At 41.0% G+C, this 16,433-nt stretch carries 15 protein-coding genes; 7 read left to right on the plus strand and 8 right to left on the minus strand.

Annotated features, from left to right (window positions below; translation table 11 throughout):
- Positions 1-81 precede the first annotated feature (81 nt).
- The 5 genes from L0Z67_RS19655 (at position 82) to L0Z67_RS19675 (ending at position 7,833) form a co-directional block, all read left to right on the plus strand.
- Entirely contained in the window at positions 82-1,170 is a 1,089-nt protein-coding gene (locus L0Z67_RS19655; protein ID WP_062567937.1) for a 6-phosphofructokinase, read from the plus strand.
- Positions 1,171-1,376: 206 nt separating this feature from the next.
- Positions 1,377-2,540: an efflux RND transporter periplasmic adaptor subunit gene (locus L0Z67_RS19660; RefSeq protein ID WP_062567936.1), complete on the plus strand. Its 1,164-nt coding sequence runs from the start codon at positions 1,377-1,379 to the stop codon at positions 2,538-2,540.
- Between the two features lie 12 nt (positions 2,541-2,552).
- A complete protein-coding gene (locus tag L0Z67_RS19665) occupies positions 2,553-5,684 on the plus strand; it encodes an efflux RND transporter permease subunit (protein ID WP_062567935.1) in 3,132 nt (1,043 codons plus the stop codon).
- Entirely contained in the window at positions 5,684-7,087 is a 1,404-nt protein-coding gene (locus L0Z67_RS19670; protein ID WP_237115595.1) for an efflux transporter outer membrane subunit, read from the plus strand. The genes L0Z67_RS19665 and L0Z67_RS19670 overlap by 1 nt, the downstream gene beginning before the upstream one ends.
- A 128-nt stretch (positions 7,088-7,215) precedes the next feature.
- Positions 7,216-7,833: a TetR/AcrR family transcriptional regulator gene (locus tag L0Z67_RS19675; protein ID WP_062567933.1), complete on the plus strand. Its 618-nt coding sequence runs from the start codon at positions 7,216-7,218 to the stop codon at positions 7,831-7,833.
- A gap of 31 nt (positions 7,834-7,864) precedes the next feature.
- Here the strand turns inward: L0Z67_RS19675 and L0Z67_RS19680 are convergent, their stop codons facing one another.
- The 6 genes from L0Z67_RS19680 to L0Z67_RS19705 all read right to left on the minus strand — a co-directional run bounded on the left by L0Z67_RS19680 (position 7,865) and on the right by L0Z67_RS19705 (position 13,470).
- Complete coding sequence (locus tag L0Z67_RS19680; protein WP_237115594.1) at positions 7,865-8,965, minus strand: HupE/UreJ family protein; 1,101 nt, start codon at positions 8,963-8,965, stop codon at positions 7,865-7,867.
- Positions 8,966-8,974: 9 nt separating this feature from the next.
- Positions 8,975-9,973 carry a lipopolysaccharide assembly protein LapB gene (locus L0Z67_RS19685; protein ID WP_237115593.1) on the minus strand — a complete coding sequence of 333 codons (999 nt, stop codon included), beginning with the start codon at positions 9,971-9,973 and terminating at the stop codon, positions 8,975-8,977.
- 40 nt (positions 9,974-10,013) lie between these two features.
- Positions 10,014-10,526 (minus strand): Ig-like domain-containing protein, encoded by a 513-nt coding sequence (locus L0Z67_RS19690; RefSeq protein ID WP_062567930.1) that lies wholly within the window; start codon positions 10,524-10,526, stop codon positions 10,014-10,016.
- Positions 10,527-10,536: 10 nt separating this feature from the next.
- Entirely contained in the window at positions 10,537-12,129 is a 1,593-nt protein-coding gene (locus L0Z67_RS19695) for a DUF4331 domain-containing protein (RefSeq protein ID WP_392353320.1), read from the minus strand.
- Positions 12,130-12,253: 124 nt separating this feature from the next.
- Positions 12,254-12,943 carry an anti-sigma factor domain-containing protein gene (locus L0Z67_RS19700; protein ID WP_392353322.1) on the minus strand — a complete coding sequence of 230 codons (690 nt, stop codon included), beginning with the start codon at positions 12,941-12,943 and terminating at the stop codon, positions 12,254-12,256.
- Positions 12,940-13,470 (minus strand): sigma-70 family RNA polymerase sigma factor, encoded by a 531-nt coding sequence (locus L0Z67_RS19705; protein WP_062567927.1) that lies wholly within the window; start codon positions 13,468-13,470, stop codon positions 12,940-12,942. Before L0Z67_RS19705 ends, L0Z67_RS19700 begins: the two co-directional genes overlap by 4 nt.
- Positions 13,471-13,813: 343 nt before the next feature.
- On the opposite strand from L0Z67_RS19705, the gene L0Z67_RS19710 reads away from it, so the two are divergent.
- A complete protein-coding gene (locus L0Z67_RS19710) occupies positions 13,814-15,436 on the plus strand; it encodes a diacylglycerol kinase family protein (protein ID WP_062567926.1) in 1,623 nt (540 codons plus the stop codon).
- A gap of 2 nt (positions 15,437-15,438) precedes the next feature.
- Here L0Z67_RS19710 and L0Z67_RS19715 read toward each other — a convergent pair whose 3' ends face one another.
- Together L0Z67_RS19715 and L0Z67_RS19720 are read right to left on the minus strand one after the other, a co-directional pair.
- Entirely contained in the window at positions 15,439-15,705 is a 267-nt protein-coding gene (locus L0Z67_RS19715) for a VF530 family DNA-binding protein (protein ID WP_062567925.1), read from the minus strand.
- 67 nt (positions 15,706-15,772) lie between these two features.
- On the minus strand, positions 15,773-16,042 hold the full coding sequence (locus L0Z67_RS19720; protein WP_392353325.1) for a DUF1496 domain-containing protein: 270 nt from the start codon (positions 16,040-16,042) through the stop codon (positions 15,773-15,775).
- Between the two features lie 121 nt (positions 16,043-16,163).
- Here L0Z67_RS19720 and L0Z67_RS19725 point away from each other — a divergent pair, with 121 nt between their 5' ends.
- Positions 16,164-16,394, plus strand: coding sequence for a TIGR02647 family protein (locus L0Z67_RS19725; RefSeq protein WP_062567923.1), 231 nt, complete (start codon positions 16,164-16,166; stop codon positions 16,392-16,394).
- The last annotated feature ends 39 nt before the right edge of the window (positions 16,395-16,433 follow it).

Raw genomic sequence — 16,433 nt, forward strand, 5'->3', positions numbered from 1 at the left:
ATTGAGTTGATTTAGGTCATACGCTTTTCTTACTAAAATAAGCTAACCTGTAAAAAGTGCCTTAGCATCAGTGGAAAATGTATGAAAAAATTACTGCTATTAACAAGTGGAGGGGATTGCCCTGGTCTCAATGGGGTGATCCGAGCGGTTGTCAAAGCCGCTGAACATGATGGTAACTGGCAGGTATATGGTAGCCGAAGAGCTTACTGCGGTGTATTAGAAACACCGAACGACATTGTCCACCTTACAAACGAGCTGACAGCAGGCATTCATGTGCGTGGTGGAACAATATTGGAAACGGTGAACAAGGGCAACCCCATTGCCTTTCCAGTAAATGTTGACGGTAAACACCTACTTGTTGACCGTTCTAAGGAGTTAATTGAGAAGCTAGCAGAGCTTGGTTTTGATGCGGTTATCAATATTGGTGGTGACGGTTCTCATAAAGTCTCTCAGCACTTATTTGAACATGGTTTAAATATCGTAGGCGTACCAAAAACCATTGATAATGATTTATATGGTACTGATTATACAATAGGTTTTCAAACTGCCGTCGACACCGCCACAGAAGCGATAGATCGCTTAATACCAACAGCGCAGAGCCATAACCGAGTGATTATTACTGAAGTAATGGGTCGCGACGCTGGTTGGATTTGTTTGCATTCAGCGATAGCTGCTGGTGCAGAAGTGGCGCTTATTCCAGAAATTCCTTACGATATTGAGTCGATAAAAGCCAAACTAACATCACGTTTTAATAAAGGGCATGGGTTTGCCAATATCGTTATTTCAGAAGGGGCAAAGTCCCTTGCTGGTAATGTTGTTTGTAAACAATCAAATGAATTTGGCTATGAAAATCCAGTGCTTGGTGGCATTGCTGAGCAGCTTGCTTCACAAATAAGAGACGGGCTTGACCTTGATGTCAGAGTAACCGTGTTAGGTCATATTCAACGCGGCGGTACACCTAATGCGTTTGATAGGGTGTTAGCAGCTGAGTTTGGTGTGCAGGCATTCGAGCTAGTTAAACAGGGGCGATTCGGTTTTATCCCTGTTAGTAAAGAGGGTGAAATTAAACCAATTAGTTTAAAACAAGCAACTTCAGAATATCGTGTTATTCCTTCAGGACATTCGTTAATAACAAGTGCTCGCGCTATGGGCATTTGCTTAGGCGATTAGTCAATGACTCCTAACTGATAGTTTTAAAACGGTTTTGTAATCAAAATTATCAGTTATCACTGAAAATCTGTGAATAGAAATTATTTATTGCACAAAAAACATGCTCTAAGGCAAGTTTTTTATTTAATGTAAATTAGTTTAAAGACGCTTGATCTGCGTGCTTTTTTGTTTAGAATGATCGTTCACTCTAAACTAAGGACTTAAACATGCAGCGCTCTCGCATTCCATTCTTTGCAGTGTCAGCTCTCGCTGGTGCTGTTTTTTTATCAGGCTGCGGCCAATCAGAACAGGCTCAAGGGCAGACTCAGGCAGCTCAAGCGGTTCCTGTTGGTGTAATTGAGATGCAAAGCAAACCACTTACACTTACAAAAGAACTTCCTGGTCGCGTATCAGCGTCTCGTATCGCTGAAATAAGACCGCAAGTGAACGGAATTATACAATCGCGTTTATTTGTAGAAGGTGCTGAGGTTAAAAAAGGCCAAGCGCTTTATCAAATTGACCCATCGACGTTTGAAGCGCAAGTAGCAACAAGTAAAGCGGCAATCACAAAAGCAGAAGCAAGTATTGCAAATGCAAAAGCTAAATCAGAGCGTTATAAAGAACTGTTAAATATAAAAGCAGTGAGTCAACAAGATTATGACGAAGCTGATGCGGCATACAAAGGCGCTAAAGCAGATTTGTTAACCGCTCAAGCACAGTTAAAAACTGCAGAAATTAATTTGAACTACAGCAAAGTGTTAGCACCTATTAGTGGTCAAATTGGTAAGTCAGATGTTACAGCGGGGGCACTTGTCAGTGCTAATCAAGCATCGGCATTAGCGACAATTACACAACTTGATCCTATTTTTGTAGATTTAACGCAATCAAGCAGTGAATTAACCCGTCTTAAAAAAGCAATTGCAACAGGTGAGCTTGATAAAGATGCTGCACAGCATTCTAAAGTTGAGCTAAAAATGGAAGACGGCACCACTTATGCTCATAAAGGGACACTTAAGTTCTCTGAAGTGACTGTTGACCCAAGCACAGGCTCTGTCACTCTTCGTGCTGAATTTCCTAATCCTGAAAAATTGTTATTACCAGGGATGTATGTACGTGCTGTTGTTGTTGAAGGTGTTAAGAACGACGCAATCCTCGCTCCACAACGTGGTGTAAGCCGTAATACTAAAGGTGAGCCAACTGCGATGGTGGTAAGTAAAGATAACAAAGTTGAGCCTCGTATTTTAAAAACAGACCGTACAGTCGGTGCTAACTGGTTAGTGACTGAGGGTCTACAAAGCGGCGATAAGCTGATTGTTGAAGGTCTTCAGAAAATTAGACCTGGTGCACCTGTTAATCCTATGCCTGCTGAGTCAGTTGCAAATAGCCAGTAACGGAGAAACTTAATGTCACGATTTTTTATTGATCGGCCCATATTTGCTTGGGTACTTGCCATTGTAGTGATGCTGGCAGGTATTCTAGCAATTAGAAGTTTGCCGGTTGCACAGTATCCATCAATTGCGCCACCAGCAATCAGTATTCAAGCCAATTACCCAGGTGCGTCGGCCCGTACATTAGAAGATACGGTTACCCAGGTTATTGAACAAAAGATGAAGGGTCTTGATGGCTTGTTATATATGTCGTCTACCTCAGAATCGAATGGTTCAGCGACATTAACATTGACTTTTAGTGCTGATACAGACCCTGATATAGCGCAAGTTCAAGTACAAAATAAGTTGTCACTTGCAACACCATTACTTCCGCAAGAGGTGCAGCGTCAAGGTGTCTCTGTTGCTAAGTCTGCTAGAAACTTTTTAATGGTAGTGGGCTTTGTATCCGAAGATGGCAGCATGAATAATATTGATATCGGTGATTATGTTTCATCGAATGTACTTGATATTATTTCCCGTGTGAACGGCGTTGGTGAAGTTCAGCTTTTTGGTTCACAATATGCCATGCGAATTTGGTTAGACCCATCAAAACTGCAAAAATACGCATTAACACCAGCGGATATAAGTGCTGCGATTAGTGCCCAAAACGCGCAGGTTTCAGCAGGTCAGCTCGGTGCGTTGCCTGCAGTTGATGGTCAGCAATTGAATGCCACAGTAACCGCACAAAGCCGCTTACAAACACCAGAACAATTTAGAAATATCTTTGTAAAAACGAATGCGGATGGTTCAGTTGTTCGCTTAAGCGATGTTGCAGAAGTGGAACTTGGTGGTGAAAACTATGGGGTGGTTGCGCGCTTTAACGGTAAACCAGCCTCTGGTTTAGGCGTTAAACTTGCCAGCGGGGCAAATGCACTTGATACTGCCGATGGTGTAAAAGCAGCACTTGCTGAGCTTGAGCCATTTTTCCCTGAAGGGCTAACAACTGTTGTTCCTTACGACACAACTCCGTTCGTATCATTATCAATTGAAAAAGTAGTCAGTACACTAATTGAAGCCGTTGTATTGGTATTCTTAGTGATGTACTTATTCTTGCAGAATTTTAGAGCCACACTTATTCCAACTATAGCAGTGCCTGTTGTATTACTAGGGACCTTTGCGATTTTGCAGGTGTTTGGTTATTCAATTAACACATTAACCATGTTTGCAATGGTACTGGCAATCGGCTTGCTTGTTGATGATGCCATCGTTGTTGTTGAGAACGTGGAACGTGTAATGACCGAAGAGAACTTATCTCCACTGGAAGCAACACGTAAATCGATGGACGAGATTAAAGGTGCGCTTGTCGGTATTGCTATGGTGCTCTCAGCGGTGTTCGTTCCGATGGCATTCTTTGCGGGTTCCACAGGCGTTATTTATCGTCAATTCTCGATCACCCTTGTAACAGCAATGAGTTTATCGGTATTGGTGGCGTTAATTTTAACACCTGCTTTATGTGCAACTATGTTAAAGCCTAGCCATGTTCATAATGATAAATCACTTTTTGGCCGCTTCTTCTTAGGATTTAACCGAGGATTCGATAAAACTAATAATGGTGCGCAAAGCTTCGTATCGCGCATGATCAAGCACAGTAAACGTTACTTACTTTGTTATGGGTTGATTGTTGGTGGCATGGTATTTATTTTCTCGCAATTGCCATCTGCTTTCTTGCCAGATGAAGACCAAGGGATTTTATTTAACCAAGTCAGCTTACCTGCAGGTTCAACAACAGAACAAACGTTAAAAGTTGTTGAAAAGATGGAACGTCATTTTTTAGAGGACCAATCTGAAGCTGTGCGCTCTATCTTTACAGTAACAGGCTTTAGTTTTGCAGGTTCAGGGCAAAATGCTGCCATTGGTTTCGTTGGCTTAAAACATTGGGATGAACGTCAACGTGACGATCTATCTGTTGGTGCTGTCGCTGGTAAAGCAATGGGCTTTTTCTCAACCATTAAAGAAGCTTTTGTATTTGCTTTTCCACCTCCAGCTGTTGTTGAGCTAGGCACGGCAAATGGTTTTACTTTATTCCTACAAGATCGTGTTGGTTTGGGGCATGACAAGTTACTTGAAGCGCGCAATATGTTCCTTGGTATGGCGGCTCAAAACCCTGTGCTTTCAGGTGTACGTCCAAATGGTCAAGAAGATAAGCCAGAGCTTGAACTTGATATTGATTTGGCTAAAGCTGAGGCACTGGGTTTAACACAAGCTGATATAAATAATACGCTATCAACCGCTTGGGGTAGTAGTTATGTAAATGACTTTATTGACCGTGGTCGCGTTAAGAAAGTGTATCTGCAAGGTATCCCTGAATCACGTATGGTTCCAGAAGATTTAGATGAATGGTATGTGCGTAACTCAGCAGGTGATATGGTGCCATTTACAGCATTTGCACGTTCATTCTGGACATATGGGTCACCGCGACTAGAACGTTATAATGGTTTTTCAGCTATGGAAATCCAAGGGGCAGCTGCGCCAGGTTATAGTACTGGTCAAGCAATGATTGAAGTGGAAAAAATTGTTAAGAAATTACCGCCAGGTGTTGCCTTTGAATGGACCGGCATTTCTTATGAAGAGCGCCTAAGCGGTGGTCAAGCTCCATTATTGTATGCACTTTCATTATTAGTTGTATTCCTGTGTCTTGCCGCATTATACGAAAGCTGGTCTGTGCCTGCTGCGGTAATGTTAATTGTACCGCTGGGGGTATTTGGTGCAGGAGTTGCGTCATTTGTATTTAATTTATCGAATGATATTTATCTACAAGTTGGTCTATTAACCACCATAGGTTTAGCATCCAAAAATGCCATTCTTATTGTTGAATTTGCTATTCATAAAATGGATGAAGGGATGAAGTTAGTTGATGCGGCTGTGGCAGCTATCCGTCTACGTTTACGGCCAATCTTTATGACGTCAATGGCGTTTGTATGTGGTGTATTACCTCTTGCAATAGCCTCAAGTGCAGGCTCTGGTGCTCAAAATGCACTCGGTATTGCGGTTATTGGCGGTACGCTTGCATCATCAAGTATTGTGGTGTTGTTTGTGCCGTTATTCTTTGTATTAGTACGTCGTATCTTCCCTGGTAAGCATAAAGCGACAAATGAGGAGCAAGTATAATGACCCTTAAACTCGTTTCTGTTTCTGTGGCAGCTTTGTTACTGTCTGCTTGTAATATGGCGCCAGATCTTGAACAACGTGAATTACCCGTTGCACAAAGCTATGATGTAGAGGGTGGAGAAGGCGATATAAACGCGCTGCATTGGCAAACCTTCTTTAGTAATGACCAATTACAACAGTTAATTCAACTCACGCTTGAAAATAACAAAGACATACAAACTGCTGCACTCAATGTGCAGCAGGTGAGAGCTATGTATCAAATCGAGGATTCAAATTTGTATCCAAGCATCGATTTAAATGCATCAGGCACACGTCAGCGTTTACCTGCAGATTTATCTAACACGGGGCAAGCAACAATCACAGAGCAATACTCTGCAACGGTTGGCTTAACGGCTTACGAGCTTGACCTGTGGGGGAAAGTACGCAATCAGTCTGAGCAGGCACTGCAAAACTTATATTCAGCAGAGTATAGCTTGACCAGTGTTCGCATCAGCTTGATATCTGAACTGGTTAATGCATGGCTAAACTACGCAACCGATAAAGCATTACTTGCGCTTGCTAACGATACGCTTAAATCACAACAAGAGTCATTAGAGTTAACACGAAAGACCTTTGCATTGGGTGCCGCCTCACAGTTAACGCTATCTCAGTTAGAAAGTACAGTAGCAACAGCAAAGGTGGATATTGCAAATTATCAACGCCTACTTAAACGTGATAAAAATGCCTTAGACTTTTTAGTGGGTAAAACGGTGAGTGCTGATTTATTGCCTTCGCAAAGTATTGATACCGTGCTTAACATGCCTGAGGTGCCCGTTGGTTTACCGTCTGAGTTATTAACCCAGCGTCCTGATATAAGAGCTGCTGAACATGACCTACTTGCTGCAAATGCAAATATTGGTGTTGCGAAAGCGGCTTTTTATCCAAGCATTAGTTTAACAGCCAATGCTGGAACCGCTTCTGCTGATCTTGATAATTTGTTTGATTCAGGCTCAGGCACATGGAGCTTTGTACCTTCGATTAACTTACCTATTTTTAATATGGGACGTAATCAGGCTAACTTAGATGTGGCCAAAGCACAGCAAGAAGCTGCGCTAACAAGTTATGAGCAAACAATCCAGCAAGCGTTTAAAGAAGTGTCTGATGCACTTGCAGACCGTCAAGGTTATAAACAACAGCTTGATGCTTTAAATGATCTTTATCGTAGCAATGAGGTATCTTTTACCTTGTCGGATGCACGTTTCCAAAAAGGTGCAGATAGTTATTTGCAAGTGCTAGATGCACAACGTAATTGGTATAGTGCAGGGCAGCAGTTAATTTTAGGTAAGCAAGCGTATCTTGCCAGCCAAATTAACCTCTACAAAGCTCTTGGTGGTGGCTGGAGTGCCCAACACGTTGCGCAATAAACTACCAATTGCATAATTTATTTAAGGACTTGCATGATCTTAGTTGTTTTATCACAAAGCAATGATTAAGATCATGTAAACCTTATTTAAGTTATAGTTAACCCACGTCACATTACCTCGGAGACAAAATGACGCAAAAAACCAAAAGACACAACGACCCTGCGCTTGCTGAGGCCAGACGGAATCAAGTGCTTTGTGCGGCTGCTGATTGTTTCCGACGCAAAGGTTACCATGGTGCGGGTATGGCTGAAATTTCTAAAACTGCGGGTATGAGTGCTGGCCATATCTACAATTACTTTGCGAGTAAAGAAGCTATTATTGAATCTATTGTCGAGCGCGATATGGAAGAGATGTTCTCTATCTTTAAAGAGTTTGCTAATAAACCCGGTGACCGTGTTACGGTGCTACTCGATGGCCTAGAGCGAGGAGTTGAACGTCATACTGATTTAAACCAAGGTGCGCTTGATCTTGAAATGTTGGCTGAAGCTGCACGCAATGAAAAAGTGGCTAACTTACTGAGAGAGTCCGATAGCCATGCTCGTGATTCTATGCGTGAGTTACTGATTGGTGAAAGAGGCCCCTTGCAGGATACAGAGCTGTCTGAGGTAAATGCACGTATTGAAGTGATGTTTTCAGTGATGGGCGGGTTATTGCTCAGAAAGATGCTCAACCCTTCCCTTGATACTCAGCAGTTAATGAAGGCACTAAAACCCGCCATGAGGACTTTGCTAGTCCCTTTTGAGTAATATCAAATAGAGGCGTGATACGCCTCTATTTTTAAAATCGTTCTATTGACCATTGTAATGCGATAAGAGCAATCGCAACGGACCCTACTGGCATGACCCATTTTTTGTACCAATCATAATTTCGCATAGCAATAAGTAACGGTAAGCAAACAGCTAAAATTGCAAGCTGACCTAGCTCTACACCTAGATTAAATGCAAGTATGCTCATCAATTGGTAATTAGAAGATAAACCAAGCTCACCTAGTACGCTCGCAAAGCCCATTCCATGCAAAAGACCAAATGCAAAGGTTACCCATCCTAAGCGAACAATTAGTGGCCAAATATTATTAAGCGCAGCAAATAGCACTGAAATTGCAATTCCCAGTTCAACCCAACGGCTATTAGGCGATACCAGTTCCAATGCAGTAGCTGTCAATGTGATTGAGTGTGCAAGTGTAAAAGCGGTGATGATCCACGCTGTATCCACGGCTATTTTCTTTTTAGAGTTAATCCCTTGCCAACGCTTATCATTTCTAACGAGAACGCACGTTAATAATAGAGCCACAAGGAATAAAATATGGTCCACACCCATCCAAATATGTAAAACACCCTGATAGACATATTCGATGAATGTGTCGCTGTAACTCGATTTACTGAAATTAATGACTTGCGATTGTTTGTTCTGACTAAACACTCTGCTTGAATTAGCAACAGCTGCAATCGCTTTATGATTTGAGTCTATATCAAATAGCGCGGTGTATTTTAGGGTAATTGCGGCAGACGCGCTTGGGCAAACTATCTGAACAGGGACATCAATGTATGATTGATTAAAGTGAGAGTCTACTTTTAATTCTCCATTGTAAGATAACAAGCAAGGCTCTGCAGATTGCACTGTAGATAAGTGTTTACTTAGATAAGAGATAATTGCCGATTGTTTGGTTTTAATTTCTTGCCATGTAATCACGTTATCTTGGTTTAAATCAAAGGGGATTTTTTGTTCTAAATCACCAACGGCAACCTGCCAAGAGCCCGATAATTTTAACTGCTCGGTCGAATCAGCTTCAAGATTCAAATAGGCTGTACTTAATTGGTGTGCTTTTAACGTAAAGCTACAAGCAAAAAGCATTAAAGCAATTAAAAGTGACTGTTTCATTGTAATTCCCTAGTTGTGCTTGGTCGCTAATTCGAGCAGGCGTTTATCGCTCTCTAACTTAGCATGCTGCCAGTTAATGTTTGCCCAATAAGTAGCTTTTGTAGGATCATGATTTATCATTAAATAATACCAAGCAAGGTCACTGGCATGATAGGTGTCTTGTCTCAATTCTCGTAGTGTTACTCGCTTTTTCAGCAGTGTTTGCCACTTACTTGATTGGCTGTCTTCTTTATTTAGTTCTGCTTGTGCTAAGCGAAGTAATAAAGCATCTTCTAGATTGCTTTCATCTGCTGTAAGTTTTGAAAGTGTCACGAGCACTTTTTCGTTATTACCAAGCGCTAATTGCGCATTTGCCCACAACACAACTAAGCTGACAGGTGCTTTGGCCAGATCAACTTCATTTAAATATTGTAAGGTTTGTTCTGGCATGTTTAATCGATAAGCCATTTCTGCAAGAACATGGCGTGTATTCATGCTTATGTTTCGTTTTTTGATAATTTTTTTTAAGCCGTCATAGCTTTTTGCCAAATCACCCATTTGGCTTTTAACATCAAGAGAGCAGGTTGAAATTGTCTCAATACTGGCTTTACCCACCAGCGATAAGCAACTTGAATTTGCAGCTGCAAATTGGCCTTGTACTTTAAGAATATTTGCTTTTAGTAAAATTGAATTCACATGGCTAGGGTCGTTTTTTAATAAATCATTCAATACCGCCAAAGCAAGTTCGAACTTGTGCTCGCGTTGCAGCAGGCGTGCATAATAGTAGTGGATATCAGGGTCATCCGTTTGACGAATTTTTTCTGATAAGTAATTTTTTAACAGGCCTTGGTTTGATTCTGTTCTACCAGCCCATTGATTCTGCTCAAATAACGTTGCCAATTCGTATTTCGATAATGTGGCAGGTAAAGGACTTCTTGAACTTGCTATTATATCTTCGTCGTTCGGTATATATGGCTCTGCTTGCAATAGCGTTGTTGTAAATAGTAGGAAGAAAGAAAATAATTTCATGATTTATCCTTATAAAGGCCATCCGTGGCCAAGTTTGCAATTAGTTTCCACTAACCAGATCATCAAAGTTTGCCTCTGCGCCTGTATTTGTAAATACACGACCGTTTAAGCTCAATGGTTTATCTGATGCACTCTGACTAAATGCAGCACGGCCAATTGTTGCGAAGTCAACTTGCAACGCCTCAATGGTGATACTCACAGTGGCTGTTGCTTGACTGTTTTTACTATCAGTCACAGCAAAATCAAAACTGTCAGAGCCTGTTGTTTCTGGATTTGGCGTGTATGTATAACTGCCATCAGCATTAACAACAACATCACCTAAGCTCGGTTCAGACACTAAACTGTAAGTAAGTGCATCGCCGTCAGGGTCAGACCCTTTTAGCATATCTTCAATAGCAACTTCTGTTTGTGTTGTTACCATTGCATCAATTGCACTGGGAGCATTGTTTACAGGTGTCGGTTTCATTTTGTCATCATTATCACTACCGCCACAGCCTGCGAGTACGCCTGCAAAAATGCTAAGGAGTAAGGTAGAACGATTGAATTTACACATAATTGCCTCCTTACTTAGACCCAGCAATTGGCGTTGCAAGATAAGGGAAACTAGCATCCATCATACTTGCATCCAATGGGGCACCATCTGTGAATGGAACAGTACCGACACTGGCATCATCTGATGTACATAAGCCTAAGTCTGTGTCGGTGCCGTTGACAGGGATTGGATAACACAAACGACCCATTACAACACGAAGCGCAATATCAACAACATCATCACCCGGACGACGGCCGTTAGGGAAGCCAGCTAAATCATCACCTGCTACTCCAAATGCAGATTGTTCTGACTGCGCTGTTGCTGCAATGGCGGTATTTAAACGTAGCATTTCTGATGGTGTTACAGTTGCAAGCTGGTTTACACCTGGGAAGCCAGTTAAAAACGCAGTTACCAAGTCAACACGAGGGAAGTTGGTTGGTGCAAGGGTTTCGATATTCGTACCTAAGGTAGTATTTACAGCATCTTTAAATAAGATGTTAAGTAGCTCGGGTAGTGAAGGGTGTGTTACATAATCAGCGAACTGACCATCATCAGCAGGAGCAGATGTAGAGAAAGTGTCTTTATCCTTAAGGCCAATGACAAGCTCGTTTACAAGTGGGTTACCAAGGCGAGACACTTGTGTTAAGGCACCCCCGTTCACAGCATTTTTAGCAAATGAAGCATTCGGGTTTAGAATACGTGCTTGAGGTAAACTTGCCGTTGTCCAGCTACCAATTGTGCCGTTACCTTCACCAGTGACACAAGCTTTGGGTACTTCAACTGCAATTGCAGTGACATTTTTCATTGCTAAATCATCATTGTCTGCAGATTGTGTAATACCTCCAGGAAAGCCATTACCGTCACCTGCTCCAGGGGCACTGTCGCCTTCAACTGGCACATAATTAACTAGGTCAAAGGTTTTACCAAGGTTAACAACAAATGGGTCTTTACGCTGGCCTACAAATACTTTACCCATACCGCTGCAGCCTGGAATCGCAACAGTGTAGATATACTGGTTTGCATACTCTTTATAAGCAGACATCGATGAGAATGTTTTGTTACCGATGTAATCAAGCGGTTTGTAAAACTCATTACTGCTGTTCATGGTATTGGTCAGCATTGCTTTAGTGCCGGTACGTTGTGGGCCTGAAATAACACTAACAGTATATGCTTCACTAAAATTTACTGCAGCGTCATTTCCAGCTGCGACACCACCTACGTTTTTAAGAGGTACTGCCACGGTTCTTTGGTTGCCTTCTGGTCCCACAGTGAGTGCAACTCCCATATTGTCATTAGGGAGCATGCTTTTGAAATTAAAAGCAAAAGTAATATCTTCAATGGCATCACCGTCATTATCGATATGAATACTGTAAGTTGCATCAGGATCCATAGCGAAATAATTTGGGCCGCCATATGCATCCTGAAGTGGGATGTAGTTAGCGATAAAGGTGACATAGTCGCCACGACCTTCTTCGTAGCTATTAAACGCGTAAAAGTCAGTTGAATCTAATGTCGGGAAGCGCGCGATGTTTGGCGCTTCACGGTGACTTGAAGCTTCAGTTGGAGAGCTGAATAGGGTACTACATACTACAATTGCAATAAGAGATGGAGTTACGTTCTTCATGACTTTATCCTTAGTTTTTTAAATTAAGTCATAGTGAATACGTATTGGTAATTTAACTGGATGCAATAATTTTAAAGTTTTTTAACAAAAATATAAAAAGCCGTGCTTAGCACGGCTTATTAGTCTAAAGAACAACTAGCTCTGTGGTGTAAAGCACCTCAGTTGGTGAGCCATTTGGGGAGCCCCCTAATGGTTCAAGGCTGACCGCAAGCAAGCTTATATCATCTGCATTAAAGCGGGCATCCTTAGGTAGTTCTAATCTTCCTGACTTAGGTAATAGGCCAAGGGAGATAGGCGCTTCTTGCCCTTTTATTATCATCCAAAGCTCATAATCCTTATCGATGCGAGGAATTAACGCGGCAGATGCTTTTACTGATAAGTTATTTTGTTGAACATCAATAAACCATAAAGGTGTTTGCTCTTGGTTTTTGAATAATGCGATATGTTGTGCTTGAGATTTTGCAGACTCATGAGGCTGCCAAATGATCAGAGCAAGCACAATACATGCAGCCGTTGCTATTAATGACCATGCTTGGAGTATCGATGAATTCGATTTTTTTGCTTTGCTGTGAATAGGAATAACATCTGGGTCGACACGACTGACTATTTTTTCCCATACATGATCATCAGGAGGGATAGACTCAATGGAACTTGCTAAGTTGTTAAGATGCTGCTCCCACATCCATGTTGCTTCTCTGGCACGAGTTGATGTCAGCATTAATCTGGCAAATCTATCACGCGCAGGGCCTCTTAAAGTGCCAAGCACATATTCAGCGGCTAACATATCAATAAGTGTTTGGTTTTCATAATTCATAATGTTAAGCACCTTTGTAGCTGTTGTAACCCGCGTCTGATCCAGCTTTTAACCGTACCTAGAGGAGACGAAATGTGGTCAACAAGTTCATGATGAGTCAAACCCTTATAATAAGCCAAGTGAATAACTTGTCTTTGTTGTGGATCAAGTTGTTCAATACAGTCTACTAATTTTGAATCATCCTCATAGGACACCTGTATGGAGGTTAGATCTTCTTGCTCTTGCTCATCAGTTAAACTTTGCTCTTTACGTACCTTTTTATGACGTAACAGGTCTAAGCAGCGATACCTTACGATACTTATCATCCAAGACATTACAGCACCTTTAGATACCTGATAGTCACTGGCGTTGTGCCATATTTTAACAAAAGCATCTTGTAAGACTTCTTCAGCTTGAGCTCGATTACCCAGCATTTTTACGCTGATAGCAAATAACTTCGCACTGGTTGACTGGTACAAATCAGCAAAAGCGCGTTTATCACCCTTTGCTGTTGCACTGAGTAGTGCTAATAGTTGATCATTGTCCATAAAGTTCCTGTTGTTCTTGTTGTATTTAATTAACGGTTAACTCATCTTTTTAGATGCAAAAAAACATTACTTTTAGAGAAAAGACTGTAATTAAATGATAAAACCACACCTTTTCTATTAGTTAGCCTAGCATGAATGTCCAACTTGGCAACTTTAGCTCATTTATTTTCATGCACTTATGTAAGTTATTCATAATTTTGTGAAAATATGACCTAAACTATAAGATAGATTTATTTTAAATTATTAAGTCACTGTTTTTATTAGCTCTAATTATGAGTGTTTAAGTAAATTACTGGTTTGAAACTTGCTTTCAATTAATAAATTAGAAAAACAAGGAGTGATTATGTGGGCTGCTATTAGTTATTTGGCGTTAGGAATTGCATTTATAATTGTAGGGTTGAGTGTTGAGGCTATTTATTTTGCGTTATTTTTTTATTGGACTGCTTTATCCTTACTTCTCGTAAGTGGTGCTTATTTCTTTAACTTGGCGCGCATATTTCGTAAGCGTGAAAATGGCGTTATTCCGATTTATATCCGCTGGGCATTTATCCCTTTTTTGATGGGCGCACAACTATACAATGCATGGTCTCGCAAAAATGATAAAGTTCCGCCATTACAGCAAATTGACGAGCAATTATTTTTAGCATGCCGTTTATTTCCCTCTGACATAGACACTATGAAAGAGATGGGCATAACAGCTATTTTAGATGTTACTTGTGAATTTGATGGACTTGAGTGGTCATCAACCCAAGAAAACATCCGTTATTTGAATATTCCTGTTTTAGACCATAGTGTGCCTACTAGGGCACAATTAAACCAAGCAATCAACTGGATTCACCATCAGGTTAAACAAGAACGACGTGTTGTTGTTCATTGCGCTCTTGGCCGTGGACGCTCCGTTTTTGTGATGGCTGCTTATCTGCTAAGTCAAAATAAAGATGCAGATGTGCACGACATTCTATTGAAAATTAAAGAAACCCGCGAAACTGCAAACTTAAATAAGCGCCAATTGCGCCATTTAGTTCGTCGTCATCGAAATGGCGATTTATTAATTAAAAATAAAGCGGTGTTAATTGCAAATCCAGTCTCGGGCACCAAATTATGGGAATCTAAAAATAAGCAAATAACTTCACGTTTATCGCAATATTACGACCTTACTGTACATACAACCACTAAGGATACAAATGGAACAGAGCTTGCCGAAGAAGCGATAAAGTCAAAGCCAGATGTAATCATTGCATGTGGTGGTGATGGAACTGTGACAGAAGTTGCCACAGTATTAGTTAATACAGATTGTAAACTCGGTATCATCCCGCTTGGTACAGCAAACGCCCTTGCCCATGTGTTAATGGGAATAAAGTCAAAAATTATTCCTGTCGAGCAAGCTTGCGAATTAATTATTGAAGGACAGGCTACGCGCATTGATACAGCGCTTTGTAATGGCGAAAGAATGTTACTTTTAGCCGGTGTAGGATTTGAGCAACAAATGATTGAAAAAGCGCACCGTGAAGCCAAGAATGAATCCGGTCAACTCGCGTATTTACAAGGCTTTTGGCAGGCGTTAGGTGAGCATGAAGCACAAGACTATACAGTGACAATTGACAGTAATGAGCCGCAAGTGATTAATACCACAAGTTTGATTGTAGCAAATGCAGCACCTTTTACTACTTTGTTGGCTCAGTCAGCAGGTCAGCCTGATCATCAAGATGGTCTATTAGATGTGAATTGGTTAACACCTAGTACGGATTCAAAAGCAAGTACCTTGAGTATTGCTGAATTGGTTTTTTCGAGTATTACGCAAACAAGTTTCGCGATTGACAGTCATCACACAAATGCGAGAGAAGTCACTATAAGTGCAGATGAACCCTTGAGTTATGTGATAGATGGTGAGGTTAAAACGGCCGATAAACTGGTGGTTGAAGTATCACCGAAATCACTTTCGGTGATAACCTCAGAGCAGGCTTAACGCTACTTTTTTATACTTTTCCATTGGAACGGTGCGTCGTCATCGTCAGCGGTATTAGAAAAGGTATCAATGTATAATTGCTCTACCTTTTCGCGTGCCCAAGGCGTTTTGCGTAAAAACTTGAGGCTCGATTTAACACTTGGATCATTTTGAAAACAGCGCACATCAATTTGCGACGCCAAACCATCCCAACCAAGCTTTTCTTGTAGCTTGGTTACGATATCAGCGAGTTTAACACCATGTAGAGGATTGTTAGGTTGATTGTCCATGACTCTTCTTTATAACTTTAAACCAGTACATTCTAACTTAGAACGCCTACCTTTGCTATTTGCAGATTTAGTTAACACGAATAGTTTTTGCTGGACGTGGTCTCATAATGTTGCCATCTTTATCAATTCTTAACCAAGATAACTCGCTGTTGTTAAAGTGTGTATGCTTTGCAGCACAAACGAGCTCGCTTTGACCTATCTGAATAATTGCGCCTTCAGTATAGCGTTTGTTGTCATACCAACACAGCTTTGATTGGTCATATATATCTTGAGAATCAAATACAACAACAGGCTTATCCCTTGCGATTGAGCTTGCTGAAAATATAATACTAAACATTAAAAACGTATGCTTTAATAGACTCAAAATGTACCTCTGTGTATGCAGTTTTATATATCTACACTAAGCTTAATCCTTGTTACTATAAAAATACACATATCTATAATAAAAAGGAGAACACATGCAATTTGATACTAATATGCTTGATGAGTTAACGCTTCTTGCTAAGTTTCCGCGTGATTCACAAATGCAGGGTATTAAAATCCACTCAGATGCAGATACTTCAATAAGGGATGCAGCAAAGCGCCTCTATGATAAAGGTATTACTGATAGCCCTGATGGTGGCTATTTAACGGATTTAGGACTGGATTTGATCAAGCATGTCAGCGTGATCAATTCAGCGCTCAGATAGAAAATATAGAATTTAACAGGCCCGATATTAACGGGCCTT

This window comes from Pseudoalteromonas sp. PB2-1, assembly GCF_045040605.1.
Classification (GTDB): domain Bacteria; phylum Pseudomonadota; class Gammaproteobacteria; order Enterobacterales; family Alteromonadaceae; genus Pseudoalteromonas; species Pseudoalteromonas arabiensis.